Below are 24,178 nucleotides of genomic sequence, written 5' to 3'. Positions count from 1 at the left end.
TCAGGATTGCAGTGTGGGTTGCGGCTTGATCGCCAGCACACTGCAAGGTGCCCGATGCAGCAGCTGTTCGGCGGTGGTGCCTAACAACTTGCTCAAGCCGTGGTGCTGCACTGTGCCCATGACAATGACATCAATCTGCTTGTCGATGGCGAACCCGCAGATACTGCGCACCGGTGCGCCCTCGATGAAGTGCCGGCATGAGACCGGCACGCCGTGGCGCTCGGCCAAGGCCGTAAATGCCTCATGCTGCGCAGTGCCCAGCGCTTCATGAATCCCGGTGGCCAACGGCAATGCGCCGAACCCCATTTCCGTGGCGTAAACCGCCGTCCAGTCGTAAACATGCACCACATCAAGACCGGCATCGCACTGCGCGGCCAGTTGGGCGCCGGCATCGATGATTTGATCGTTGAACAGGCAGTCCTGCTCTTCGCTGCGCAAGACATCGACGATGGCCAGCACACGGCGTGGGCGCGGATGAGTGTCGTCGGTCACCAGATGCACCGGCACCGGGCAATCGCGTAACAGTTGCCAGTCCAGCGGGGTGTAGAAAATACGCTCCAGCACGGACTCGTGCTGCACATCCTTGATGATCAATAGCAACGGCATCTCGTTGATGAACTGCAGGATCTCGGCGAAGGGATCCTGAACCCACATCACCTCGCTGGTGACCATGATCTGATGCCTCGCCAGCAATGAAGCCTGCTCTGCGAGCCACTGCCGGTGAGTGCGCAGATAACCATCGCGGGCGAGGCGGATCTGCTCGGGGGCAAACAGCCCTGCCACGGCCAGCGCCTGCAAGTAGTCGAAGGCCACGATGTGCAGCGGCAACTGCATGGCCTGGGCCAGTGCAGCCGCGCGCTCGAACGCGGGCGTGCGCTCCATGGCTGAAGGAGCGATCAACAGTAAACGCGGAGTCTGTGACATTGGATACCTCGGTATGCGGCCAGCCAGGAGAAACAGACTTCAGGGTGAATGCTGTGGCCATTGGCAGCTTGATCTTTATCAGCAAGAGCACCGATCGCGCTCAAAACAGCACATTGCCCGCCCACATGGCCAAGGTCAGCAATACCTGGCCCGGGATCACGCAGGCAGCGAAACGCCTGCCGCCGCTGACCCACGCCACCACGCATTTGCTCACCGAGTTACTGCTGACGGCAATCAGCGCTGGCACCGCTATCGAGTCATAAGGCACCTGGCCCGCCTTGGCCAGGCTGGCGATGGACGCTGTGGCAGAGTGCGCATCGGCAAAGCCCGAAAGCATTGCGGTCAGCCACAAGCCTGCCTGACCAAAGTGGCTGAGCATGGCCGATGAGACGAATGTGATGCCGGTAAGGGTCAGTGTCACGATGACCGCGAGTTTCAGATTGAACGCCCCTGCCGTGTCGACCGGCTTGCTGCGGCTCCCTCGCGTGGGGTCGGGGAACATCAGGCAGGCGCCGTACAACAACGTAGCGATCAAGCCGAAAAGCAGTGGCGCCCATACACTGTTCAGCAGATCCGCATCAACCATCGTCAGGATCAGGCCGATCTGTATCACCGTCGCGAGATTGGAAAAAATCGCAGCGGCGCTGAGGATGCGGATGTTGTCCGGCTCATGGGCAAGGCGTTGGCCCATGGTCGCGATCGTCACGGTACTGGAGGCGAAGCCGGATGCAATCGCGCTGATGACGTAGCCATAACGCGAGCCCAAGGCGCGCACGGCAATGTGGCCGAACGCGCCGACCAGCATCAGCAACACCGTCACGGTACAAATGGTGCGCAGATTGATCGCGGCGTACGGGCCGATATATCGGTCCGGTGCCAAAGGCAGTATCACCAGCGCTGCGATCAGCAGGATCAGGCCATCACGCATTTCCGTTTCGGACAACTGGCTGTTGGCAAAGTGATGCAGCGCCTGGCGATACGCCAAAAGGCCCGCGATCACCACGCCAAGGGCAATGGCCAGCGCCGGCGCGGTTGCGCACAACGCGCCCAGAACCAGCACCGCGATCAACGCCACCTCGCTGGTCAACCCGGGATCGTCGCTCTGGCTGCGCCAGTACGCGACGCTGGTCAGCAACGTGACACAGACAGCGATGATCCCCAGCAACAGGCCACCGCCGACTTGTAGCGCGACATATCCCAACAGCGCGGTAATGGCGAACGTGCGCAAGCCGGCGCAGTGTCGCGCATCGCCAGTACCCTTGTGCCGTTCACGCTCAAGACCGATGAGCATGCCGATCCCCAATGCCGCAGCGGCGCCGGACAGATCAAAAACCTCATTCATGGGTAGCGTCCCGCAGGGTTTGCGCACCCTGCTCGGCTTATGGCGAGCATTCAACACTTGCGCTGATGCGGCGAGCCGTTGCCGGCCTTGCTGGCAACGGCTGGGCAAACGCATTCGGCCACTCGTGAGGGGCGTTGATACGGGCCTCAAGCACCTCGACAAATTCCTGCGCAGCCTTGAGGCTCCTGAAGCCCACATCCCAGTCATCCATGTGCACGACCCAGCCGTGGGGAGCGTGTTTTTCAGTGATCTTGATGTTCATGCAAACCCCGGTTTCAGCGGCACGCCAAGGTGCTTTCAAGGAGTGATTGCGACTTTCATGACTCCGTCGCGTTGATGAGCGAACAACTCATAGGCCTGCTCGATGTCGTCCAGTCTGAAACGGTGAGTCACCAGCGGTGACAGATCGACGGCGCCGCTCTGCACCACCGCCATCAGGCGACGCATGCGTTCCTTGCCGCCCGGGCACAGGGTGGAAACGATGCTGAAATCCCCCAATCCGGCGGCAAACGCGCCGAGCGGGATGTGCAGATCGCTGGAATACACCCCAAGGCTGGACAAGCGCCCACCCGGACGCAGCACACGCAACGCCGACTCGAACGTGCCTTGGGTGCCCAGTGCTTCAATGGACACATCCACGCCACGGCCATCGGTCAACGCCATGATCTGCTCCACCACATTGCCGTCCTTGAAATTGACGGTATGGGTCGCGCCCAGTTGGCGCGCCATGGCCATGCGTTCGGGCACCGCGTCGACACCGATAATCGTCGTGGCGCCCTTCAGCCGTGCTCCGGCCACGGCGCAGAGGCCGATCGGGCCCAATGCAAATACCGCGACAGCGTCGCCGATGGCGATCTCGCCGCGCTCGGCCCCCGAGAACCCGGTGGACATGATGTCCGGGCACATCAGCACCTGTTCATCGCTCAACTCATCGGGGATCGGGCACAGGTTGGCCTGTGCATCCGGCACCAACACGTAGTCGGCCTGGCAACCGTCGATCGTGTTGCCAAACTTCCAGCCGCCGATGGCCTTGAAGCCGTGCCGGGTGTCCGGGCCGTCCTGCGAGCCGCAGCCACACAGGCACGCATAACTGTGCCCGCTGGGGGTGATGGCACCGGCAATCACCCGCTGCCCTTCGACAAAACCGCGTACTTGCGAGCCCAATCGCTCAATAATTCCGACCGGTTCGTGGCCGATGGTCAGTCCTCTGGCCACTGGGTATTCGCCGCGCAGGATATGCACGTCGGTGCCGCAAATGGTGGTGGTGGTCACGCGGATCAACGCATCCAGCGGCCCGACCTCGGGAATCGGCTTGTCATCGAGCACGATGCGGTTTTTTTCAACGAATATTGCGGCTTTCATGGTGGCCATGATGGCTTTCCCTCCGCCGACAGGTGAGTGCAGAGCAGAGCTTGAGCCGCGGCGGCAGGGTCGTAGTTGATAATGGTCAACTATCCGAGGATCAGTGGTCTTGCTCGACCATACATCCGCTCACGACCACGCGCTGACGTCTGGTTGATAAATATCAACCCCGCCCTGCTGGCTCGCTCCAGGATAAGCGCATGCGCCACTACTCACTCCAGGCATGCAGCGCAATGCCTGGGTGACCACCCTCGGGAGTCCTGTCATGTCTGAGCAATCGCGTTTCATGCTGGTCGTGTCGCCGCTGATGAAAAACAGTCCGGCGTTCGACCGCGCCGCCTCCCTGGCCAAAGCGTCGGATGCCGCACTGCATATTGTCGCGTTTGATTATCTGGAGGGCCTGGCGACCGCAGGAATGGTCAACGAGCAAGCCCTGGAGCAGATGCGTCTGGGCTATGTCGAACGCCATCATCAATGGCTCGAAGACCAGGCCCGGCCGCTGCGCAAGATCGGGGTGACCGTCACCACCGAGGTCGTCTGGGTGGACAATCCTTTGAAGGAAATCCTCATTCATTTGAAGGAACAGCCGATGGCTGTCCTTATAAAGGCTCTGGAGCACGAATCAGTTTTGTCGCGACTGATGTTCACCCCGCTGGACATCCATCTGTTGCGCGAATGCCCGGTGCCGCTGCATTTTGTCAGCCACGCTCAAAACGCACTGCCACGCCGAATCGTCGCGGCGGTCGACCCTTTCCATCGTGAGGGCCAATACCAGGGCCTCAACGATCGGATCCTGCGCGAAGCAGCAAGACTGGCCAGTGTCTGCAATGGCAGCCTGGACGTGATTTATGCCCATGACCTGTCATCGATCAGCGCTGCCGAATTCGGCTTCAATAACGCGTCCGCGATCTTTTCTTCCAGCGCAGCCAAGAAACTGTTCGAGGCCCAGGGCGAAGCTTTCCAGGCGCTGGCTGCACGCAACAACATTCCAGCAGAAAACCAGCACATGATTCTGGGCGATCCCGCCAAGGTGCTTTCCAGCTATGCCGATGCGTACGACATCGATGTGATCGTAATGGGCCGCGTCACTCATCGAGGAATAGGCAGACTGGTTGGCAGCACGGTGGAGCATCTGTTGTACAAAATGCCATGTAGTGTGTGGGTTGTGGCCCCGGAAACGCTTACTCGCTGATGGATGCAATCGACGCTGAAGAAAGGAGTGGATGTCCAGGCACCAGACGGTGACGGAATGGCCAGTCAGGAGCGTGGAAAACATTTCCACCGCACAAAAAATAAGGGCTTGCATGACATATGTCATGCAAGCCCTTGATATTCATGGTGCCCGAAGCCGGAATCGAACCGGCACGCCCTTACGAGCGGGGGATTTTAAGTCCCATGCGTCTACCAGTTTCGCCATTCGGGCGGTAGCGCGGTGTTGCTTTGCTCAGCCTTGCGGTTGCGATCCTGACAGGATGGCCGCTTGAAAAGCCGAGCGGGGAATATATACATCACGTCCCGGTGAAGCAAGTTTGGAGTGCGTGATTTGAGAACTAAATATTGCTGACCGCGAAAAATCAAAAAGCCTCAGAAATCAGGGAGCTACGGAGTTTGCTTGAAGTAGACGCCGAGGTTAGTGGCAAATCGCAGCAACCAGACTGGAAATTGGGGCGATAAACACAAAAGATTCAAATGCTCACTATCACCGTAGCTGCACGGGTGACAGATGATTCATCCATTGAGATTATGAGCAGGCAACCCAAGTCTGGACGGGATGTCTACGCTAAAGGATGGCGCCGAAATCAATAATCAAAGGGTAATCAGCACGCCCCCCCCTTCAACCACGATCACGCCTCACAGAACGTCACCAGAGCAGTGCTCAGGGATGTACAAGCAATCAGGAGATTTGATTCCATGCAAATGAGTGACACCGTTCTAAAAGCGTCTTTAAGCCAAGAGGAGCGCTCGGCGATCGCCGAGATCGAAGCGACCACCAATATCCTGCAACTTGTCACCCGTCTGACCGGTACACGCTTTGCCGGCATCGCAAAATTCACTGAAACAGAGTGGATCGTTTGTTCGGCGTACGATCCGATTGAACTGGGAATAAATGTCGGCGATACGCTGGATCTGGAAACCACCCTTTGCAGTGAGTTTCGACGAAATCCGCAAGCCCTCTTCCTTCCACAAATCAGCCAGGATGGACGACTTTCGTCACGTCCTGTGGTGAAGCAATATTCGATTGAAAGCTACGCAGGCGCGCCTGTTTTCCTGCCGGACGGGAGACTCTGGGGTGCCTTATGTGCTCTGGACTCAAGGGCTGTTCTGTTTGACAACCCCGATCTCGCAGAGACATTGACGCTGTTCGCGCGGCTCATTGGCTGCATCTTTTTCTCGAATCTGACGGTGGAAGGTGCCAGCCACATTCAGACCGGATCGTGCTTGACTGATTGACCCTGGGCAAACAGGTGAACACCACTTTTTTTGCAGACAACAAAAAACCCCGTAGATCATTGATCTACGGGGTTTTTGATAGTGGAGGCCGAGGTCGGAATCGAACCGGCGTAGGTGGATTTGCAATCCACTGCATAACCATTTTGCTACTCGGCCTCAAAGTATTCGCTGTCAGTAGCACAACAACAAACACTGTACAAATTGGAGCGGGAAACGAGACTCGAACTCGCGACCCCGACCTTGGCAAGGTCGTGCTCTACCAACTGAGCTATTCCCGCTTGGTGTGGCGCATTCTATAGAATTAAGATGCCCCGTCAACCCCTTGATTCAAAAAACTTTTATTTCTTTTCGACATCGGTCTTCAGGTGCGGCCAGGCGGCGCGAAGGTATTGAACCATCGACCACAGGGTCAGCCCTGCCGATACGATCAGCAGCGTATAACCGAGCACGACCCAGAAGCTGAATGCCTTTGGATGAGCCAGCAGAATCACCAGCGCGAGCATCTGCGCAGCGGTTTTCCATTTGCCGAGATTGGAAACGGCCACCTGTGCCCGGGCGCCGAGTTCGGCCATCCATTCGCGCAGTGCCGAAATCACGATCTCACGACCGATGATGACCGCCGCTGGCAGCGTCAGCCAGAGATTGCCGTGTTCCTGTACCAGCAAGACCAGGGCAACAGCGACCATCAGCTTGTCGGCGACCGGATCGAGAAACGCCCCGAACGGTGTGCTTTGCTCCAGTCGGCGCGCCAGGTAACCATCGAGCCAGTCGGTTGCGGCCGCGAAGGCGAACACCGAAGCGGAGGCCATGTAACTCCATTCGTAGGGCAGATAGAACAGCAAAATAAAGATCGGGATGAGCAGGACGCGTAGAACGGTAATCAGATTAGGGATATTCATCGGCACAACTGGCTACGAGGTGAAGGGGCATTCTACTCACTATGCAGGTTCGCATAAATCGACTCAGCGAGCTTTTTACTGATCCCCGGGGCTTTGGCGATCTCTTCGATGCTTGCACGAGACAGCTCCTGCAATCCACCAAAATGTTTCAACAGGTCACGGCGACGTGTCGGCCCTACCCCTGCCACGCCTTCCAGCGTTGAGGTTCGGCGGGTCTTGCCGCGACGAGCGCGATGCCCCGTAATTGCGAAGCGGTGCGCCTCATCGCGGATCTGCTGAATCAGGTGCAAGGCGGGTGAATCGCCGCGCAAGGTGAACTCGTGCGCTGCATCATTCAGATACAACGTTTCGAAACCGGCCTTGCGCGTGGCGCCCTTGGCCACGCCCAAAAGAATCAGATCCGGTACGGCCAGTTCGTTCAGCACATCACGGGCCATCGACAATTGGCCTTTGCCACCGTCGACCAGCAGGATGTCCGGCAACTTGCCCTCGCCGTCCTTGAGTTTGCTGAAGCGGCGAGTCAACGCCTGGTGCATGGCCGCGTAATCGTCGCCGGCGGTGACGCCTTCGATGTTGTAGCGGCGATAATCCGACTTGATCGCGCCTTCCGGCCCGAACACCACGCAGGAGGCCACCGTGGCTTCGCCGCTGGAATGACTGATGTCATAGCATTCCAGGCGTTGCGGCGGTTCATCCAGATTCAGCACTTCAGCCAGCGCATCGAATCGCGCGGCGGTGTGCTGACGGTTGGCCAGACGCGCGCCCAACGCTTGCTCAGCGTTGGTCACCGCCAGTTGCTGCCAGCGCGCACGGGTACCGCGCACCCGATGACTGATGGCCAACTCACGGCCGCGCAAGGTGTGAATCCCTTCGATCAACGCCGGGAAGTCTTCGTGAACCACGTTGACGATCAGTTCGCTCGGCAGATCGCGTTCGGGGCTACTGATGTAGTACTGACCGAGGAACGCTGCCATGACCTCGGAAACGTCTTCCTCAATGCCGACCTGCGGGAAGAAATTCTTGCTGCCGAGCACGCGCCCGCCGCGCACGCTGATCAGGTGGACACAGGCGCCGCCTGGGTTGACGAATGCGGCAATAACGTCGATATCGCCGGTTCCGCCTTCCATGCTCTGCTGGTCCTGCACCCGGCGCAGCAAGGCAATCTGGTCGCGCAATTCGGCCGCGCGTTCGAATTCGAGATTGATCGCTGCCTCTTCCATCGCGGTGGACAGCTCGTTGGTCAGCGCGTGGCTGCGACCTTCGAGGAACATCACCGAGTGGCGTACGTCTTCGGCGTAGACGTCAGGCTCGACCAGGCCCACGCATGGTGCCTTGCAGCGTTTGATCTGGTATTGCAGGCACGGACGGGTGCGGTTCTTGTAATAGCTGTCTTCACACTGACGGACGAAAAAGGTTTTTTGCAGGATGCTCAGGCTTTCACGTATGGCGCCGGCACTCGGATAGGGGCCGAAATACTTGCCCTTGGCCTTTTTTGCGCCGCGATGGATGCTCAGGCGCGGAAACTGTCCGTCGGAGAGAAACACGTACGGATAGGATTTATCGTCGCGCAGCAGGATGTTGTACGGCGGGCGCCACTCCTTGATCAGCGTCTGTTCCAGCAGCAGCGCTTCGGTTTCGTTGGCGGTGATGGTCGTCTCGACCTGAGCGATACGCCCGACCAGTGCAGCCGTTTTCGGCGCCAGCCCGGTCTTGCGAAAGTAGCTCGCCAGACGTTTCTTCAGGTTTTTGGCTTTGCCGACATACAGCAGGCGCGCCTCGCTGTCGAACATGCGATAGACGCCCGGGCGACCGCTGACGGTCGACAGGAAAGCACTGGAATCAAATGTCTCGGTCATGGTCAGGCGCTGGCATCCACCATGCCGTGACGCACCGCGAGCAGTGTCAGCTCGACGTCGCTGCTGATCGAAAGCTTCTCGAAAATGCGGTAGCGGTAGGTGTTCACGGTTTTCGGCGACAGGCACAACTTGTCGGAAATGATCTGGACCTTCTGGCAGCCGACAATCATCAAGGCAATCTGGATTTCCCGCTCCGACAAGGCATCGAACGGCGAATCATTGGTTGGCTGGAATGATTTGATCGCCAGCTGCTGAGCGATCTGCGGACTGATGTAACGCTGCCCGGCGAAAACCAGCCGAATGGCCTGAACCATCTCCGGCAGACCCGCGCCCTTGGTCAGGTAACCGGCGGCGCCGGCCTGCAGCAAACGCGTCGGGAAAGGGTCTTCCTCGCACACCGTAACGGCAACCACCTTGATGTCCGGGTGGCTGCGCAGCAGTTTCCGCGTGGCTTCGAGGCCGCCGATGCCGGGCATCTTGACGTCCATGAGCACTACGTCAGGCTTCAATTCACGGGCTTTGATCAGGGACTCTTCACCTGACTCGGCCTGACCCACCACCTGCAGGCCATCGATATCGGCCAGCATTCGTGTAATGCCTGTGCGAACGAGATCATGGTCGTCGACCACTAGCACCCTAATCAAGCAGACACCTCGCGATATGGTCTTATTGGGATGCCGGACACCTTAGCAAAAAGTGCCAGACAGACCTAGCGGAAAGCCGCATTTAAAAAGTTTCAATTCGTCATTCAGGGCTGGCCGGCTGTGGGTTTCAGAGCACAGCTGTACTCAAATCGAGCTGCATTCTGAGGAAACACTCATCCCTGCCCACGATGTGCAGTCCTTTAGATGCATACAGTTTTTGCGCCGGGTTATTGTCAAACACTGTCAGCCGCAGTGCCGGTCGCCTTGCCTGCCGAGCCATCTGGATAACCTGATCAATGGCCCAGGAACCGGCGCCCTGCCCTTGCCAGGGCTGATCAATCTGCAATTCGCGTATGTACAGCGCTCGGGCATCCTGGCTCAGACTGACAAAGCCGATCAGCAGTTCATCCTGAAGGATCATCCAGTTCTCACGATGCTGCCAGCCTGCGTCGAATGCCTCGTCCTGCCACAACAGATCGTGGTCAATGTAATAGCGCAGCATGTTGCGACAGGTCAGGTCCCGCGCAAAAGCAAGATCATCATGGGTGGCATGCCGAATTCGATAACTCATTCAGCTCTCTCCAATCGTAAAAATGTACTTTAACCAGATCGTTTGCCAGTGATAGCCGTTTCGCTCGGCACGCAATAGCATTTTCTGATTGCTGACGCGTATCAGCGTCGAGTAAGCTCCGCGTATTCATCGGAGACAGACCATGTTCAACGCCCCTTCACAGTCTTGCATCGCCAGCGCCTCGCGCTCGATTGCGGCTGCGCGGGTGAACGACGCCTGCGCTCCAGACAACTTTTATTTTGGGTATTGGTTTAGCCACTGGCGCGCCTGATACCCAAACGGCGCCCATGATAACGGGTCGCCTACCAGAGATTTCTCAACCCCCGGTCGGCCTCCCGACCGGGGGTTTTGTTTTTTCAGGCCCATCACTTTCAGCGACACACCACATTTCGAGGATTACACCATGAACTACGCCACTTATTACCGTTACGACAGCTTTAGCGCCTGGCGATTTACCAGCCTCCGCTCGGGACAGCCTGCCGCCTCCGATCGGTCACCCACAGGTGGCAAACACACATGCCTAGCCAGTACGGCCATTTGTCGAACACCCCAGTAGGGCCGAGTGCGCGGGAAAAACCCGCCATCCGCCCAGGAAGACCGAACATGAACTCTTCAGTTTCCGCTTTGCCGCTGTCCACCCTCGATTCTGCCAACGAAGCGCTGACCCTGCGTCTGCCCAGCTCGTTGCAGCTCAAACAGCAATTACCGCTCAGCCACTCCCTGCATCAGCAGGTCAATGCCCATCGCCAGGCGGTGCGCGCCATCCTCGACGGTGAAGACCCGCGCCTGCTGGTCATCGTTGGCCCCTGCTCCATCCATGATCCGCAGTCGGCAATCGAATACGCCAGCAAACTTGCTCGACTGGCCGAAGATGTCAGCGGTGAAATGCTGCTGGTCATGCGTGCTTACGTCGAAAAGCCGCGAACGACGATCGGCTGGAAAGGTCTGGCCTACGATCCGCATCTGGACGGCTCTGACGACATGGCTGCCGGTCTGACGCTGTCGCGCGAACTGATGCTGGAAATGATCCGGCTCGGACTACCGGTCGCTACCGAACTCCTGCAACCCATGGCCGCCAACTACTTTGATGACCTGCTGAGCTGGGTGGCCATTGGTGCCCGCACCACCGAATCGCAAATCCACCGCGAAATGGCCAGCGGCCTGAACATGCCGGTGGGCTTCAAGAACGGCACCGACGGCGGCGCCGCCGTTGCTGTCGACGCCATGCGCTCGGCAGCCCATCCGCATCGACACTTCGGCGTCGACAGCCAAGGGCATCCGGCGATCGTGCAGACAGCCGGCAACGCTGACACCCACATCGTGCTGCGCGGTGGCCATCAAGGGCCGAACTACGATGCAACCAGCGTGGCCAACATCAGCGCCGAGCTCAGCCGACTGAAGATCCCCAGCAGGATCATGGTCGATTGCAGCCATGCCAACAGCGGCAAGGATCCACTGCGCCAGCCAGCGGTGTTCAATGACGTCCTTGAACAACGCCTGCGTGGAAACCACTCGCTGATCGGCATGATGCTGGAATCTCACCTGTTCGAAGGCTGCCAGCCGCTGAGCAGTTCTCTAAGCTACGGCGTATCGATCACCGACGGCTGCCTCGGCTTCGATGCAACTGAGCGATTGCTGACCGATGCCGCACGACGCGTCGCACAAGCCAAACGTTGATCGAACCGCCCTCCCGCTCATTCAAAGCGCGGAGGGCCGGCATTCACTGGCAAAGCCTCCACGCTGATCTGCCTAACAGGGGATTGCTGACTGACATCGTCCAGACGCTCCACGGTGTAGGCGATCTGCACCGTTGTGCCGTGATGTTCACGCCAGAACCGGTGAGGGACGATGAAACACACCGCTTGACCAGCCGTCTCCCGCGTAATTTCAAGATCATCCCGGTGACTGAAGAACTCACCGTCACACTTGAGATAGACCAACTCATCCTCTTGCACCTGCGCCCCTTCGATGAGAACGGAAACGCCGTCGACCGAATCCTTCAGTGACAACACGTTTTCAACTGCCTCGACGACATCCGGCGCAGGCAATTGCGCACGCACTGCAGGCCCTAGGAAAACCGTGGCAGGCTCGGACGCTCGAACCGTTCCACAGCGTTGTTCGACACGGTAGGCGACGACCACTTCACCACCTCGGTGAGCTTCGATGTAGCTCCCCGGCACCCAGAACGACAGGCATTGCGCGACGGAGTAGGCCTCCACGTTCAATGTGTCGGTAAAGATCTCGAGCGAGGTATCGCCGTGCCAGGACAACATCACCCGATCACCCGCCGACATCCTCGCGTAAGGCTGCAGAGTCACCAGGGTGCCCTCTGCCACTCGCGATGGCTCCAGCGCTCCGTTTACCGAGCCTTCGATCTGTGGAGCCAACAATTGCGTGCGCATATCGCCCACAGACAGTTGCAGGCGTGCAGATTCCACTGCCTTGGGCGCGGACGCATTGTGAAGTGTCCAGTAAACCTCCAGCGAGCCTCCATCCAGCGCAGCCACATGCATGGCCTTGATGACGAAGATTACGTCCCTGCCGACCTGAGCCTGGCTGATGAATCGAACACTCTCGTATTGATAGGCGAAGCCTTCGATATCCAGCCCCTCCCAATACAACACCAACTGATCGCCGCAGCTCATGTTGGCATAAGGAGAAATGCGAACGACGGCTTTGACCAGTGAAGGATCCAACACGCTCCCTCTGAGCCCGTCAATCATCGGCGCGACAAGAGGTTCGATGGACACTTCGGCAACCATCGGCTGACGCATCCGCCAGCAAAACTCGACTTCATGGCTATTCATTTTCGTTTCCACTCCCTGGAAAACGTGCCGCCCCGAATGGCGACACTGACATCTACATTGAGGACTTCTTTGAATGTTCTTGATGTCAGCCGAATACACCGCGACGACGGCGCAAGCGCTACTCGCATAGTAGGCAACAGCAGAACTCACGCGGTTATGCCGACAAACGACCCACTGAACTTCCGATTCGGATTTCACAGCTCTCCGAAATTTCGTACGCCTCGTAGTCCATTTTCAAACACAACGCGAAGCCTCTTCGTACTTCCTCAGCGACAGGGGTGTTTTAGAGTGGCTCGGTGATTTCCCGATGAACTTCTACGAAAAAGGTAAGAACATGCAACGGAATGCTACAACTCGTTATCCCATCCTGTTGGTCCACGGTCTGTTCGGGTTCGAGCGTATCGGTCATTTCGAGCTGTTCCATGACGTCAAATCCGCTATGAAAGCGGCTGGCTGTCGATTGTTTGTTCCACACCTTTCGGCCACCCACGACAATGAAATGCGGGGTGAGCAATTACTGTCACAGATGGCCTGCGTGCTGCGAGGCACAGGAGCGAAGAAAGTCAACCTTATAGGACACAGTCAAGGTGCACTCGCTGCACGCTATGCGGCAGCGCTTGCACCAAACGTCGTCGCTTCAGTCACCTCCGTCAGTGGTCCGAACCATGGTTCGGAGCTCGCCGACTTCCTGCGCAAGGCACTGGTCCCGGGCAAGCTGCCGGAGGTCGTTGCACAAAACGTGGCGACGCAATTTGCCGATTTGTTGTCGCTGCTCAGTGGCAGCGTGGCACTGCCACAGAATGCGGTGGCTGCTCTCAACGCACTGACCACCGTCGGCGTCGGGCAATTCAATGACAAATTCCCACAAGGCCTGCCACACACCTGGGGCGGTCACGGCCCGGAGCAAGTCAACGGCGTGCGCTATTACTCGTGGAGCGGGGTTGTTGCGCAATCCAGGCTGCCGGCGCTGGATCCGGTTCAAGCAACCTGCCGGGTCCTGTCGCAATATTTCACCACCGAACCCCAGCAGAATGACGGCTTCGTCGGACGCTTCAGTAGCCATCTCGGCCAAGTGATCCGCTCTGATTATCCAATGGATCACCTGGCGAGCTTGCGGCGCAGCCCGGGCGTAACCGCGTCTTCGCCGGACCCTATCGAGCTGTACGTCGAGCATGCCCAGCGCCTGCGTGCGGCGGATCTTTGAGTAGAGTCAGGAAATCAGAATGGAACTTTGCCGAGAATTCACCGACTGATTCCGGTACGCTCCACCTTTTATTGAAACAGTTCGGAGAATTCCCCATGGCCAAAGCCACTGCCCGCCACATCCTGGTTTCCAGCGAAGACAAGTGCAACGAACTCAAGGCTCAGATCGAAGCCGGCGCCGATTTTGCTGATGTAGCCAAAGCCAACTCCAGCTGCCCATCCAGCCGTCAGGGCGGTGACCTGGGTTCGTTCGGTCCAGGCCAGATGGTCAAGGAATTCGACACCGTGGTGTTCAGCGCGCCGATCAACGTCGTGCAAGGCCCGGTGAAGACCCAGTTCGGTTACCACCTGCTGGAAGTCACCAGCCGTCAGGACTGATTCGTCGTCCTGTTGCTGACAACGGCCCACCCTTTGGTGGGCCGTTGTGTTTCGGTTACATATACGGCTGGCGAGTGGCGCGCCGCTCGCGTACAACTTGCGCTTATCGATTTTGCGTTCCAAGGCTGACGATGCGACTGGTTTTTCCCACACTGATGCTCACCGCCCTCGCCCTGCTCACGGGTGCCGCCGGTGCGACCGCTGCCCCGCAACACGCACTGACCGTTTACGGCGAACCGGCCAAATACCCCGCCGGCTTCGGCCATTTCGACTACACCAATCCGCAGGCGCCGAAGGGTGGGACGATGCGGCGCTCGGCAATCGAAATCGGCCACTTCGATCATCTGCTGCCCTATATAGACAAAGGCATCGGCGTCACGCAGATCGACGGCCTGCTGTATTCGCCGCTCGCCCAGCGCTCGCTGGATGAGCCCTACACGGTGTACGGTCTGGTGGCGGAGAAAATGGAACGCTCTGAAGACGGTCTGTCGCTGCGTTTCTTCATCAATCCGAAGGCGCGTTTTGCCGATGGCAAACCGATCACCGCCGAGGACGTTCGCTACACCTACAACCTGCTGATGACCCAGGGCAGCCTGCGTTATCGCACCCAGTTTGCCGACGTCCAAGGCGTCGAAATCGAGGCACCACTGACCGTGCGCTTCGACTTCAAAAGTAACGAAAACCGCACCCTGCCCCTGGATATCGCGACCCTGCCGGTGTTCCCCGAACACTGGTGGAAGAGTCGCGATTTCGCCGGCGGCGGTGGTTATGAGCCGCCGCTGGGCAGCGGGCCGTACCGGGTTGGCAAGGTCGACTCCGGGCGCAGCATCACTTTCGAACGCAATGGCGACTGGTGGGGCAAGGACCTGCCGGTCAGTCGCGGCCTGTACAACTTCGACCATTTCAGTATCGAGTACTTCGGCGACACCGACGTCGCCCGTCAGGTGCTGCGTGGCGGTGCCTATGACTACAACCGCGAGTTTTCCGCGACCGGCTATTCGATCGGCTACGACAGTCCCGCCCTCAGCGATGGCCGTTTGCAGAAGGCCCACCTCGCCACTGAAGCGCCGCAATCGGCCCAGGGTTTCGTGTTCAATCTGCAAAAGCCGATGTTCCAGGACCGCCGGGTACGCCAGGCACTCGCGATGCTCTGGGACTTCGAATGGAGCAACCGGCAGATGATGCGCAACGTTTATATCCGCCAGCAAAGTTACTTTTCCAACACCGATCTCGCCGCCCGGCAGTTGCCCGATGCGAAAGAGTTGGAAATTCTTGAACCGCTGCGCGATCAGATTCCCGAAGAAGTGTTCACTAAAGTCTTCGAGGCGCCGAAGACCGACGGCAGCGGCATCATCCGTGACAAGCAGTTGCAAGCCCTGCAACTGCTGGAGCAGGCCGGCTGGAAACCGGATGGCGATCAACTGGTCAACGGCGCCGGCGAGCGGCTGAGCTTCACTTTTCTGGTCAGCCAGAACGGCATGGACCGCCTGCTGTTGCCCTACAAGCGCACGCTGAAGCAGATCGGCATCGAGCTGAATATCCGTCGCATCGACGCCTCGCAATACGTCAATCGCCTGATGAGTCGCGACTACGACATGATCGTCACCGGCTACCCCGTTACCACTTCTCCGGGCGGTGAGTTGCTCAATTATTTCGGCTCGGCAGCGGCCAACGACCCGGGCGCGAACAACTACATGGTGCTGAAAAATCCGGCAGTCGACACTTTGATCAACGGCCTGATCCGCGCCTCGACCCAATCGGACATGCTGCATTACGCCCATGCGCTGGACCGGGTGCTGCAATGGAATTACTACTGGATTCCCAACTATTACCCGCCGGGCACCTCGACCGTGTGGTGGAACCGCTTCGGCATTCCCACGGTGCAGGCGAGCAACGACGAAGCCATCGAGAGCTGGTGGGAAATCAGCCGCACGCCACTGACCAATCAGCAGATGACCGCCGAGAAAATCAGTCGCGGCAGACCCGGAGGGCCGCACTGATGTGGGGTTACATACTGCGGCGCCTGCTGCTGATCATTCCGACGCTGGTGATCATCCTGCTGGTCAATTTCGTCATCATCCAAGCCGCGCCCGGCGGACCAGTGGAACAAGCCATCGCCCATCTGCAAGGCATTGGCGGCGCCAGTGTCGGCGGCGGAGCCGGCGAGACCTCGAGCAACGCTTCGCGCGCCAGCCGTGGCCTCGATCCGCAACTGATCAAGGACATTGAAAAGCAGTACGGCTTCGACAAACCGGCCCACGAGCGCCTGTGGCTGATGCTGAAGAATTACGCGCAACTGGACTTCGGCAAGAGCTTCTTCCGTGGTGCAACAGTCACCGACCTGATTCTGGAAAAGATGCCGGTGACCATTTCGCTCGGGCTGTGGGCGACGCTGATCACCTATCTCGTGTCGATCCCGCTTGGCATCCGCAAGGCTGTGCACCACGGCAGCCATTTCGACATCTGGAGCAGCACGGCGATCATCATCGGTTACGCCATGCCGGCGTTCCTGTTCGCGATGTTCCTGATCGTGGTATTCGCCGGCGGTACTTCGTTGAACTGGTTTCCGGTGCGCGGACTGGTTTCGGACAACTTCGAATCGCTATCGACGCTGGGAAAGATCGCCGATTACTTCTGGCATCTGGTGCTGCCGGTCACCGCGCTGGTGATCGGTGGTTTCGCGACGCTGACAATCCTGACGAAAAACTCGTTCCTCAATGAAATCACCCGACAGTACGTAGTAACGGCCCGCGCCAAAGGCTTGAGCGAACGCCGCGTGCTGTACGGACACGTGTTTCGCAACGCCATGCTGTTGGTGGTCTCGGGCATACCTCAGGCGTTCATCAGCGTGTTCTTCGCCGGCTCGCTGCTGATCGAAGTGATCTTCTCCCTCGATGGCCTTGGGCGCATGAGTTACGAAGCAGCGGTATCGCGGGACTATCCAGTGGTGTTCGGTTCACTGTTCATCTTCACCCTGTTCGGCCTGCTGATAAAACTGATCGGCGACCTCTGCTACACCCTGGTCGACCCGCGTATCGACTTTGCCGCGAGGAATGCCTGATGTTCAAGCTCTCGCCTTTGGGTCGACGCCGTTTCGAACGCTTCAAGAAAAACCGTCGTGGCTGGTGGTCGCTGTGGCTGTTCATCGGCCTGTTCCTGCTGACGCTGGGTGGCGAATTGATCGCCAACGACAAACCGTTGATGGTCAGTTATCAGGGCCAATGGTACTTCCCGGTGTTCAAGCGCCATACCGAACAGGAGTTCGGCGGGCAACTGCCTTTTCAGGCCGATTACCGCAGCGAGTACGTGCAGAATCTGATTCGCAAGGACGGCGGCTGGTTGCTGTTCCCGCCGATTCCGTTCAGCGATGACACGCCCAACTATGACCTGAACAAACCGGCGCCGAGCCCACCAACTTCGGTGAACTGGCTGGGCACCGACGATCAGGCGCGGGATGTGCTGGCGCGGGTCATCTTTGGTGCTCGGGTGTCGATTCTGTTTGCCCTGATGCTCACATTTGTCAGTGCGCTGATCGGTATCGCCGCCGGCGCGTTGCAGGGCTATTACGGTGGCTGGGTCGATTTGCTCGGGCAGCGCGTACTTGAGGTCTGGTCGGGGCTGCCGGTGTTGTATCTGCTGATCATCCTTTCCGGGTTCGTCGAGCCGAATTTCTGGTGGCTGCTGGGGATCATGGCGCTGTTTTCCTGGTTGGCGCTGGTGGACGTGGTGCGCGCCGAGTTCCTGCGCGGGCGCAATCTGGAATACGTCAAAGCCGCGCGCGCCCTGGGCCTGACTGACCGCAAGGTGATCTTCCGGCACATCCTGCCCAACGCAATGAACGCGACGCTGAGCTACCTGCCGTTCATTCTGACCGGCGCGATTTCAACGCTGACCGCGCTGGATTTTCTCGGCTTCGGCATGCCGGCCGGCAGTGCCTCGCTGGGTGAACTGATCGGTCAGGGCAAGCAGAACCTGCAAGCACCGTGGCTCGGGTTGACCGCGTTCTTTACCCTGGCGTTGATCCTCTCCTTGCTGGTATTCATCGGCGAAGCGTTACGTGACGCTTTTGACCCTCGATCCTGAAGCGTGACCATGACAGAAAACCTGATTGAAATCCGCAACCTCAATGTCGCCTTCCATGGCCAGACCGTGGTGCGCGACCTGTGCCTGGATATCCGCCCCGGTGAGTGCCTGGCACTGGTCGGCGAATCGGGCTCGGGGAAATCGGTGACCGCGCATTCGATCCTGCAACTGCTGCCCGAGAGTGAGGCGCAAACCCGTGGCAGCATCCGCTATCGCGGGCAGGAACTGCTCGGTGCTGATCCGAAGGTCTTGCGCGAGCTGCGCGGCAATCGCATCGCCATGATCTTTCAGGAGCCAATGACCTCGCTCAATCCATTGCACACCATTGAAAAGCAGATCGGCGAAACCCTGTTGCTGCACCGCGGCCTCGGCGGCAAGCAAGCGCAGCAGCGCATTCTCGAATTGCTCGGACTGGTCGGCATTCAAAAGCCCAAGGAACGGTTGAAAGCCTATCCGCATCAGCTCTCTGGCGGGCAACGGCAACGGGTGATGATCGCCATGGCCCTGGCCTGCGAACCGGAGTTGTTGATTGCCGACGAGCCGACCACGGCGCTGGATGTCACCGTGCAGCGCAAGATTCTCTTGCTGCTCAAGTCCCTGCAACAGCGGCTCGGCATGTCGCTGCTGCTGATCAGTCACGATCTCAACCTGGTTCGCAGCATCGCGCAGCGGGTGTGCGTGATGAAGGCTGGCGAGATCGTCGAGCAGGCGCCCTGTGAAACCCTGTTTACCGAACCCAAACACCCCTACAGCTGCGTGCTGTTGAACGCAGAGCCGGAAGGTGAAGCCCTGCCCCGTGACGAACGCGAAAATGTGCTGGAAGTCGCTGACCTGCGCGTCGATTTCCAGGTCGGCGGCGGGCTGTTCAGGCGCAAGCAGTATCTGCGCGCTGTCGATGGCATCAGTCTGAATATTCAGCGCGGCAAGACCTTGGGCATAGTTGGCGAATCCGGTTCAGGCAAGTCGACGCTGGGTCAGGCGATCCTGCGCTTGCTGGATTCCGAGGGCAGCATTCGCTTTCAGGGCGAAGCGCTGGATGGCCTCAATCAAAAGCAATTGCGCCCGTGGCGGCGGCAGATGCAGGTGGTGTTTCAGGACCCGTTTGGCAGCCTCAGCCCGCGCATGTCGGTGGCACAGATCATCAGCGAAGGTCTGGAAGTGCATTGCGAGTCGACGGCCAATGAGTGTGATGAGCAAGTGATTCGCGTGCTCAAGGAAGTCGGCCTCGACCCGGAAAGCCGCCATCGCTACCCGCATGAATTTTCCGGCGGCCAACGCCAGCGCATCGCCATCGCCCGGGCTCTGGTGCTCAAACCCGCACTGATCCTGCTCGATGAACCGACCTCCGCGCTCGACCGCACCGTACAGAAACAAGTGGTCGCCCTGCTCCGTGATTTGCAGGAAAAATACGGTTTGACCTACCTGTTCATCAGCCATGATCTGGCCGTGGTGCGCGCGTTGGCCCACGACATGATCGTGATCAAGGACGGCCAGGTGGTCGAGCGTGGGGCCAGTCACGACGTGTTTGACAACCCGCAGCATCCCTACACCAAAGAGCTGTTGGCGGCGGCGCATCCGGGGTAGGTTTTTTTCTGCTTATTCTCGGCGCGGCATTCGCGAGCAGGCTCGCTCCCACATTGGAATGCAGTCCCCTGTGGGAGCTAGCCTGCTCGCGAACGGGCCGGTACCGGCAACAAACAATCAGGACCAGCCTCCATGAACACCACCGAAAGCCTCAAGGACTACCAACGAGTCCGCACCCTGGCGATCCGTTCGCTGTTCGAGATCATCGAGCAATCCAGCGAAGGAACGGTGATTGTTGACCGCGATGCGAATATCGTCTGGATGAACGAACGCTACGCCCGGCGCTTCGGTCTCGATTCAGCGGCAGGCGCTATCGGCAAACCCTGCGAAAGCGTGATCCCCGGCAGTCTGCTGCGCGAGGTGGTACGCACCGGTCGGCCGATTCTGCTGGACATGCAGGACACGCCGAAGGAACCGCTGGTGGTGATGCGCCTGCCGATCCACGACGATGCCGGCAGCGTGATCGGCGCCATCGGTTTCGCCCTGTTCGACGAGTTGCGTACGCTGTCGCCGATGCTCAAGCGTTACCTGAGCATGCAGGAAGAACTGGCCTCGACCCGTTCGCTGCTGCGTGCGCGGCAGACCAAATACAACTTTGCCCACTTCATCGGTACCAGCGCTGCCAGCCTTGAAGTCAAACGCCGTGCGCGCCGCAGTGCCAGCGCTGATTCGCCCGTGTTGCTGCTGGGAGAAACCGGCACCGGCAAGGAGTTGCTGGCCCAAGCGATTCACAGCGCCTCACCACGCGCGCACAAAGCCTTCGTCAGCATCAACAGCGCGGCAATTCCCGAGGCGCTGCTGGAAGCCGAATTCTTTGGCACGGCACCCGGCGCCTTTACCGGCGCTGACCGCAAGGGCCGCACCGGTAAATTACAAATCGCTCAGGGTGGCACGCTGTTTCTCGATGAGATCGGCGATATGCCGCTGCCGCTGCAAAGCAAACTACTGCGCGTGTTGCAGGAAAAGGAGTTCGAGCCGGTCGGCTCCAATGAAGTGATTCAGAGCGATGTGCGGGTAATCGCCGCGACGTCGACGGATTTGCAGGCGGCGATCAAGCGCGGCGAATTTCGCGCCGATTTGTACTACCGCCTCAACGTACTGCCGATCCAGGTGCCGCCGCTGCGTGAACGCCTCGATGATCTGCCGGCGCTGAGCGAGGCGATTCTCGAAGAACTGCGCAGCCAGCATGAACTGCACCGCGACGCGCTGGCGTTGCTCGGCCAGCATGCCTGGCCGGGCAACATCCGTGAGTTGCGCAACGTGCTGGAGCGGGCGGCGTTGCTCAGTGATGATCTGATCCTGACCGAGCAGGATATTCGCGGCGCGATTGGCACCTTTACTCCGGTTGAGCGGACGGCCGAGCCGAGCATGCAAGCCTCCGCTGGGGAGACATTTGCACAGGCGCGGGCGCGGTTTGATCGGCAGTTGATCGAGTCGACCCTGGCGCAATGCGCGGGAAAAGTGCCAGAGGCGGCGGTTCGGCTGGGGCTGGGGCGGTCGACGCTGTACAAGAAAATGGCTGCGCTGGGGATCGTTGAGTCTACATAAAGAGATAATGAGTCTCCGCATGAAGACAAAACAAAAGCCTCGCGAGCAGGCTCGCTCCCACAGGAGAATGCATGACAAATGTGGGAGCGAGCCTGCTCGCGAAGGCGTCCTTCCAGCATAAGAAGTCTCTGAATAGAGACAAAACCAATCAAAACATCTCCTCGCAAGGAATAATCTTCATATATTTCAATTACTTGAGCTTCTGGCACAAATCTCGCTAACCCACTCTCCGCACCCGTTCCACCCACAAAAATAACAATCCTGGAGAGACACACCATGAGTGTGATCATTGCCTTGGCAGCCCTGACGCTGCTGATGCTCGCCGCCTACCGTGGCTACAGCGTCATCCTCTTTGCCCCGATCGCCGCCCTCGGCGCGGTCCTGCTCACCGATCCGTCCGCCGTTGCCCCTGCGTTCACCGGGGTGTTCATGGACAAGATGGTCGGTTTCATCAAGCTCTATTTCCCGGTATTCCTGCTCGGCGCGGTGTTCGGCAAGCTGATCGAGCTGTCCGGTTTCTCGCGCTCGATCGTCGCCGCTGCGATTCGCTTGCTCGGGACTAAACAAGCGATGCTGGTGATCGTGCTGGTGTGTGCCCTGCTCACCTACGGCGGCGTGTCGTTGTTCGTCGTTGTCTTCGCTGTTTACCCGTTTGCAGCGGAGATGTTCCGCCAGAGCAATATTCCCAAACGCCTGATCCCGGCGACCATTGCCCTCGGTGCATTCTCGTTCACCATGGACGCCCTGCCCGGCACGCCGCAGATCCAGAACATCATCCCCAGCACCTTCTTCAACACCACCGCATGGGCGGCGCCGTGGCTGGGTGTGATCGGCACGATCTTCGTGTTCTGCGCCGGCATGCTGTTTCTGCAACGCCAACGCAACAAGGCGCAACGTGCCGGCGAAGGTTACGGCACTGAACTGCGCAACGAACCGGAAACCGCCGAAGACCTGAAGCTGCCCAACCCGTGGATTGCCCTGTCGCCATTGCTGGCGGTGGGCATCATGAACCTGCTGTTCACCCAATGGATTCCGCAGTGGTATGGCAAGACCCACAGCCTAGCGCTACCGGGCATGGCTGCGCCGGTCACCACCGAAATCGCTAAGCTCACGGCGATCTGGGCGGTGCAGGCGGCGTTGCTGGTCGGCATCCTCATGGTCCTGGCGTTCGGCTTCAAGGCGATCAAAAGCAAGCTCGCCGAAGGCAGTAAAAGTGCGGTCAGCGGTGCGTTGCTCGCGGCCATGAACACCGCGTCTGAATACGGCTTTGGTGCGGTAATCGCTTCGCTGCCGGGCTTTTTGGTGCTGGCCGACTGGCTCAAGCAGATTCCCAATCCGTTGGTCAACGAAGCGATTACCGTGACACTGCTCGCCGGCATTACCGGATCGGCGTCGGGCGGCATGAGCATCGCGCTGGCGGCGATGTCCGAGCAGTTCATCAGTGCAGCGCACGCGGCGAATATCCCGCTGGAAGTGCTGCACCGCGTGGCCGCGATGGCCAGCGGTGGCATGGACACCCTGCCGCACAACGGCGCGGTAATCACGTTGCTGGCGGTGACCGGACTGACCCACCGCGAAGCCTACAAAGACATTTTCTGTATTACGCTGATCAAGACCCTCGCGGTTTTCGTGGTGATCGGCACTTTCTACGCCACTGGCATTGTGTGAGGTATTCATGACCACTCTTTCCGGCAAGACAGCGTTGGTAACCGGCTCCACCAGCGGCATCGGCCTGGGCATCGCGCTGACTCTCGCGAAAGCGGGCGCCAACCTGATTCTCAATGGCTTCGGCGACGCCTCGAAGGTGATCGCCGACGTCGCTCAGTTCGGCGGCAAGGTCGGCCATCATCCCGCCGATGTCAGCGACCCGGCGCAGATTGCCGACATGGTCGCCTACGCCGAGCGCGAGTTTGGCGGTGTCGACATTCTGGTCAACAACGCCGGCATTCAGCACGTTGCGGCCGTAGAAGAGTTTCCTGTTGAGCGCTGGGATTCGATCATCGCGATCAACCTGTCATCGGTATTCCACAGCACGCGGTTGAGCCTGCCGGGCATGCGCCGCAAGAACTGGGGGCGCATCATCAATATCGCCTCGGTGCACGGCCAGGTCGGCTCCACCGGCAAAGCCGCGTACGTCGCCGCCAAGCATGGCGTGATCGGTCTGACCAAAGTAGTCGGGCTGGAAACCGCGACCAGCAATGTCACCTGCAATGCGATCTGTCCGGGCTGGGTGTTGACGCCGCTGGTGCAGAAGCAGATCGATGATCGCGCGGCCAAGGGTGTCGATCCGCAGCAGGCGCAGCATGATCTGCTGGCGGAAAAACAGCCGTCGCTGGAGTTCGTTACACCGCAGCATCTGGGTGAGCTGGTGCTGTTCTTGTGCAGTGAAGCCGGCAGCCAGGTGCGCGGCGCGGCGTGGAATATTGATGGTGGCTGGCTGGCGCAATAAACACCTGGCCATTGTGGGAGCGAGCCAGCTCGCGAATGCGGTTTATCAGACACAGTTCGGGATACTGACACAACGCT

At 59.2% G+C, this 24,178-nt stretch carries 21 protein-coding genes and 3 tRNA genes; 12 read left to right on the top strand and 12 right to left on the bottom strand.

Annotated features, from left to right (window positions below; all coding sequences use genetic code 11):
* From D8U70_RS24285 to D8U70_RS24270, 4 genes are all read right to left on the bottom strand, one after another.
* Positions 1-924, bottom strand: coding sequence for a universal stress protein (locus D8U70_RS24285; RefSeq protein ID WP_130929931.1), 924 nt, complete (start codon positions 922-924; stop codon positions 1-3).
* Between the two features lie 100 nt (positions 925-1,024).
* Positions 1,025-2,266: a DUF4010 domain-containing protein gene (locus tag D8U70_RS24280; RefSeq protein WP_130929930.1), complete on the bottom strand. Its 1,242-nt coding sequence runs from the start codon at positions 2,264-2,266 to the stop codon at positions 1,025-1,027.
* Between the two features lie 37 nt (positions 2,267-2,303).
* Entirely contained in the window at positions 2,304-2,528 is a 225-nt protein-coding gene (locus D8U70_RS24275) for a hypothetical protein (RefSeq protein ID WP_016774525.1), read from the bottom strand.
* Between the two features lie 35 nt (positions 2,529-2,563).
* A complete protein-coding gene (locus D8U70_RS24270; protein ID WP_130929929.1) occupies positions 2,564-3,637 on the bottom strand; it encodes an NAD(P)-dependent alcohol dehydrogenase in 1,074 nt (357 codons plus the stop codon).
* Positions 3,638-3,893: 256 nt separating this feature from the next.
* On the opposite strand from D8U70_RS24270, the gene D8U70_RS24265 reads away from it, so the two are divergent.
* Positions 3,894-4,820, top strand: coding sequence for a universal stress protein (locus tag D8U70_RS24265; RefSeq protein ID WP_130929964.1), 927 nt, complete (start codon positions 3,894-3,896; stop codon positions 4,818-4,820).
* A gap of 144 nt (positions 4,821-4,964) precedes the next feature.
* On the opposite strand, the gene D8U70_RS24260 is transcribed toward D8U70_RS24265, so the two are convergent.
* Positions 4,965-5,051, bottom strand: a tRNA-Leu gene (locus D8U70_RS24260).
* A gap of 488 nt (positions 5,052-5,539) precedes the next feature.
* Here D8U70_RS24260 and D8U70_RS24255 point away from each other — a divergent pair.
* Positions 5,540-6,079, top strand: coding sequence for a GAF domain-containing protein (locus D8U70_RS24255; RefSeq protein WP_016774514.1), 540 nt, complete (start codon positions 5,540-5,542; stop codon positions 6,077-6,079).
* 82 nt (positions 6,080-6,161) lie between these two features.
* Here the strand turns inward: D8U70_RS24255 and D8U70_RS24250 are convergent.
* The 6 genes from D8U70_RS24250 to D8U70_RS24225 all read right to left on the bottom strand — a co-directional run bounded on the left by D8U70_RS24250 (position 6,162) and on the right by D8U70_RS24225 (position 10,049).
* Positions 6,162-6,235 (bottom strand) — tRNA-Cys (locus tag D8U70_RS24250).
* 46 nt (positions 6,236-6,281) lie between these two features.
* Positions 6,282-6,357, bottom strand: a tRNA-Gly gene (locus D8U70_RS24245).
* Positions 6,358-6,417: 60 nt separating this feature from the next.
* Positions 6,418-6,978 (bottom strand): CDP-diacylglycerol--glycerol-3-phosphate 3-phosphatidyltransferase, encoded by a 561-nt coding sequence (gene pgsA, locus D8U70_RS24240; protein ID WP_016774513.1) that lies wholly within the window; start codon positions 6,976-6,978, stop codon positions 6,418-6,420.
* A 32-nt stretch (positions 6,979-7,010) separates the two neighbouring features.
* On the bottom strand, positions 7,011-8,834 hold the full coding sequence (gene uvrC / locus D8U70_RS24235; protein ID WP_024012762.1) for an excinuclease ABC subunit UvrC: 1,824 nt from the start codon (positions 8,832-8,834) through the stop codon (positions 7,011-7,013).
* 2 nt (positions 8,835-8,836) lie between these two features.
* Positions 8,837-9,478 (bottom strand): UvrY/SirA/GacA family response regulator transcription factor, encoded by a 642-nt coding sequence (gene uvrY / locus D8U70_RS24230; protein WP_024012761.1) that lies wholly within the window; start codon positions 9,476-9,478, stop codon positions 8,837-8,839.
* Between the two features lie 127 nt (positions 9,479-9,605).
* Positions 9,606-10,049: a GNAT family N-acetyltransferase gene (locus D8U70_RS24225; RefSeq protein WP_130929928.1), complete on the bottom strand. Its 444-nt coding sequence runs from the start codon at positions 10,047-10,049 to the stop codon at positions 9,606-9,608.
* A 603-nt stretch (positions 10,050-10,652) separates the two neighbouring features.
* Here D8U70_RS24225 and D8U70_RS24220 point away from each other — a divergent pair.
* Complete coding sequence (locus D8U70_RS24220; RefSeq protein ID WP_110646513.1) at positions 10,653-11,726, top strand: 3-deoxy-7-phosphoheptulonate synthase; 1,074 nt, start codon at positions 10,653-10,655, stop codon at positions 11,724-11,726.
* A gap of 17 nt (positions 11,727-11,743) precedes the next feature.
* Here D8U70_RS24220 and D8U70_RS24215 read toward each other — a convergent pair whose 3' ends face one another.
* Complete coding sequence (locus D8U70_RS24215) at positions 11,744-12,856, bottom strand: hypothetical protein (protein WP_130929927.1); 1,113 nt, start codon at positions 12,854-12,856, stop codon at positions 11,744-11,746.
* Between the two features lie 334 nt (positions 12,857-13,190).
* Here D8U70_RS24215 and D8U70_RS24210 point away from each other — a divergent pair, with 334 nt between their 5' ends.
* The 9 genes from D8U70_RS24210 to hbdH all read left to right on the top strand — a co-directional run bounded on the left by D8U70_RS24210 (position 13,191) and on the right by hbdH (position 24,101).
* The gene (locus D8U70_RS24210) at positions 13,191-14,060 is read left to right on the top strand and encodes a triacylglycerol lipase (protein ID WP_110646565.1); all 870 of its coding nucleotides are present in this window, start codon (positions 13,191-13,193) and stop codon (positions 14,058-14,060) included.
* A 95-nt stretch (positions 14,061-14,155) separates the two neighbouring features.
* The gene (locus tag D8U70_RS24205; protein ID WP_073474718.1) at positions 14,156-14,437 is read left to right on the top strand and encodes a peptidylprolyl isomerase; all 282 of its coding nucleotides are present in this window, start codon (positions 14,156-14,158) and stop codon (positions 14,435-14,437) included.
* A gap of 131 nt (positions 14,438-14,568) precedes the next feature.
* Positions 14,569-16,437 carry an extracellular solute-binding protein gene (locus D8U70_RS24200; protein ID WP_130929926.1) on the top strand — a complete coding sequence of 623 codons (1,869 nt, stop codon included), beginning with the start codon at positions 14,569-14,571 and terminating at the stop codon, positions 16,435-16,437.
* A complete protein-coding gene (locus tag D8U70_RS24195) occupies positions 16,437-17,498 on the top strand; it encodes a microcin C ABC transporter permease YejB (protein ID WP_071172270.1) in 1,062 nt (353 codons plus the stop codon). Before D8U70_RS24200 ends, D8U70_RS24195 begins: the two co-directional genes overlap by 1 nt.
* A complete protein-coding gene (locus D8U70_RS24190; protein WP_024012756.1) occupies positions 17,498-18,520 on the top strand; it encodes an ABC transporter permease in 1,023 nt (340 codons plus the stop codon). The genes D8U70_RS24195 and D8U70_RS24190 overlap by 1 nt, the downstream gene beginning before the upstream one ends.
* Before the next feature lie 9 nt (positions 18,521-18,529).
* Positions 18,530-20,104 carry an ABC transporter ATP-binding protein gene (locus D8U70_RS24185; RefSeq protein WP_073474724.1) on the top strand — a complete coding sequence of 525 codons (1,575 nt, stop codon included), beginning with the start codon at positions 18,530-18,532 and terminating at the stop codon, positions 20,102-20,104.
* A 132-nt stretch (positions 20,105-20,236) separates the two neighbouring features.
* Positions 20,237-21,652, top strand: coding sequence for a sigma 54-interacting transcriptional regulator (locus D8U70_RS24180; protein WP_071172268.1), 1,416 nt, complete (start codon positions 20,237-20,239; stop codon positions 21,650-21,652).
* 276 nt (positions 21,653-21,928) lie between these two features.
* On the top strand, positions 21,929-23,320 hold the full coding sequence (locus D8U70_RS24175) for a GntP family permease (protein WP_016774505.1): 1,392 nt from the start codon (positions 21,929-21,931) through the stop codon (positions 23,318-23,320).
* Positions 23,321-23,327: 7 nt separating this feature from the next.
* On the top strand, positions 23,328-24,101 hold the full coding sequence (gene hbdH / locus D8U70_RS24170) for a 3-hydroxybutyrate dehydrogenase (RefSeq protein ID WP_110599378.1): 774 nt from the start codon (positions 23,328-23,330) through the stop codon (positions 24,099-24,101).
* The last annotated feature ends 77 nt before the right edge of the window (positions 24,102-24,178 follow it).

It is taken from the genome of Pseudomonas sp. Sample_20, from assembly GCF_004307585.1.
In the GTDB taxonomy this organism is placed as follows: Bacteria; Pseudomonadota; Gammaproteobacteria; order Pseudomonadales; family Pseudomonadaceae; genus Aquipseudomonas; species Aquipseudomonas atacamensis.
Note: the sequence above shows the minus strand (reverse complement) of the source record. Positions and strands in the feature narration are given on the sequence as shown.

What these genes read in the sequence shown, in the direction of transcription:
- D8U70_RS24285 (WP_130929931.1), bottom strand. Translation starts at nt 924, where the DNA reads ATGTCACAGACTCCGCGTTTACTGTTGATCGCTCCTTCAGCCATGGAG.
- D8U70_RS24280 (WP_130929930.1), bottom strand. Translation starts at nt 2,266, where the DNA reads ATGAATGAGGTTTTTGATCTGTCCGGCGCCGCTGCGGCATTGGGGATC.
- D8U70_RS24275 (WP_016774525.1), bottom strand. Translation starts at nt 2,528, where the DNA reads ATGAACATCAAGATCACTGAAAAACACGCTCCCCACGGCTGGGTCGTG.
- D8U70_RS24270 (WP_130929929.1), bottom strand. Translation starts at nt 3,637, where the DNA reads ATGGCCACCATGAAAGCCGCAATATTCGTTGAAAAAAACCGCATCGTG.
- D8U70_RS24265 (WP_130929964.1), top strand. Translation starts at nt 3,894, where the DNA reads ATGTCTGAGCAATCGCGTTTCATGCTGGTCGTGTCGCCGCTGATGAAA.
- D8U70_RS24255 (WP_016774514.1), top strand. Translation starts at nt 5,540, where the DNA reads ATGCAAATGAGTGACACCGTTCTAAAAGCGTCTTTAAGCCAAGAGGAG.
- pgsA (WP_016774513.1), bottom strand. Translation starts at nt 6,978, where the DNA reads ATGAATATCCCTAATCTGATTACCGTTCTACGCGTCCTGCTCATCCCG.
- uvrC (WP_024012762.1), bottom strand. Translation starts at nt 8,834, where the DNA reads ATGACCGAGACATTTGATTCCAGTGCTTTCCTGTCGACCGTCAGCGGT.
- D8U70_RS24225 (WP_130929928.1), bottom strand. Translation starts at nt 10,049, where the DNA reads ATGAGTTATCGAATTCGGCATGCCACCCATGATGATCTTGCTTTTGCG.
- D8U70_RS24220 (WP_110646513.1), top strand. Translation starts at nt 10,653, where the DNA reads ATGAACTCTTCAGTTTCCGCTTTGCCGCTGTCCACCCTCGATTCTGCC.
- D8U70_RS24215 (WP_130929927.1), bottom strand. Translation starts at nt 12,856, where the DNA reads ATGAATAGCCATGAAGTCGAGTTTTGCTGGCGGATGCGTCAGCCGATG.
- D8U70_RS24210 (WP_110646565.1), top strand. Translation starts at nt 13,191, where the DNA reads ATGCAACGGAATGCTACAACTCGTTATCCCATCCTGTTGGTCCACGGT.
- D8U70_RS24205 (WP_073474718.1), top strand. Translation starts at nt 14,156, where the DNA reads ATGGCCAAAGCCACTGCCCGCCACATCCTGGTTTCCAGCGAAGACAAG.
- D8U70_RS24200 (WP_130929926.1), top strand. Translation starts at nt 14,569, where the DNA reads ATGCGACTGGTTTTTCCCACACTGATGCTCACCGCCCTCGCCCTGCTC.
- D8U70_RS24195 (WP_071172270.1), top strand. Translation starts at nt 16,437, where the DNA reads ATGTGGGGTTACATACTGCGGCGCCTGCTGCTGATCATTCCGACGCTG.
- D8U70_RS24190 (WP_024012756.1), top strand. Translation starts at nt 17,498, where the DNA reads ATGTTCAAGCTCTCGCCTTTGGGTCGACGCCGTTTCGAACGCTTCAAG.
- D8U70_RS24185 (WP_073474724.1), top strand. Translation starts at nt 18,530, where the DNA reads ATGACAGAAAACCTGATTGAAATCCGCAACCTCAATGTCGCCTTCCAT.
- D8U70_RS24180 (WP_071172268.1), top strand. Translation starts at nt 20,237, where the DNA reads ATGAACACCACCGAAAGCCTCAAGGACTACCAACGAGTCCGCACCCTG.
- D8U70_RS24175 (WP_016774505.1), top strand. Translation starts at nt 21,929, where the DNA reads ATGAGTGTGATCATTGCCTTGGCAGCCCTGACGCTGCTGATGCTCGCC.
- hbdH (WP_110599378.1), top strand. Translation starts at nt 23,328, where the DNA reads ATGACCACTCTTTCCGGCAAGACAGCGTTGGTAACCGGCTCCACCAGC.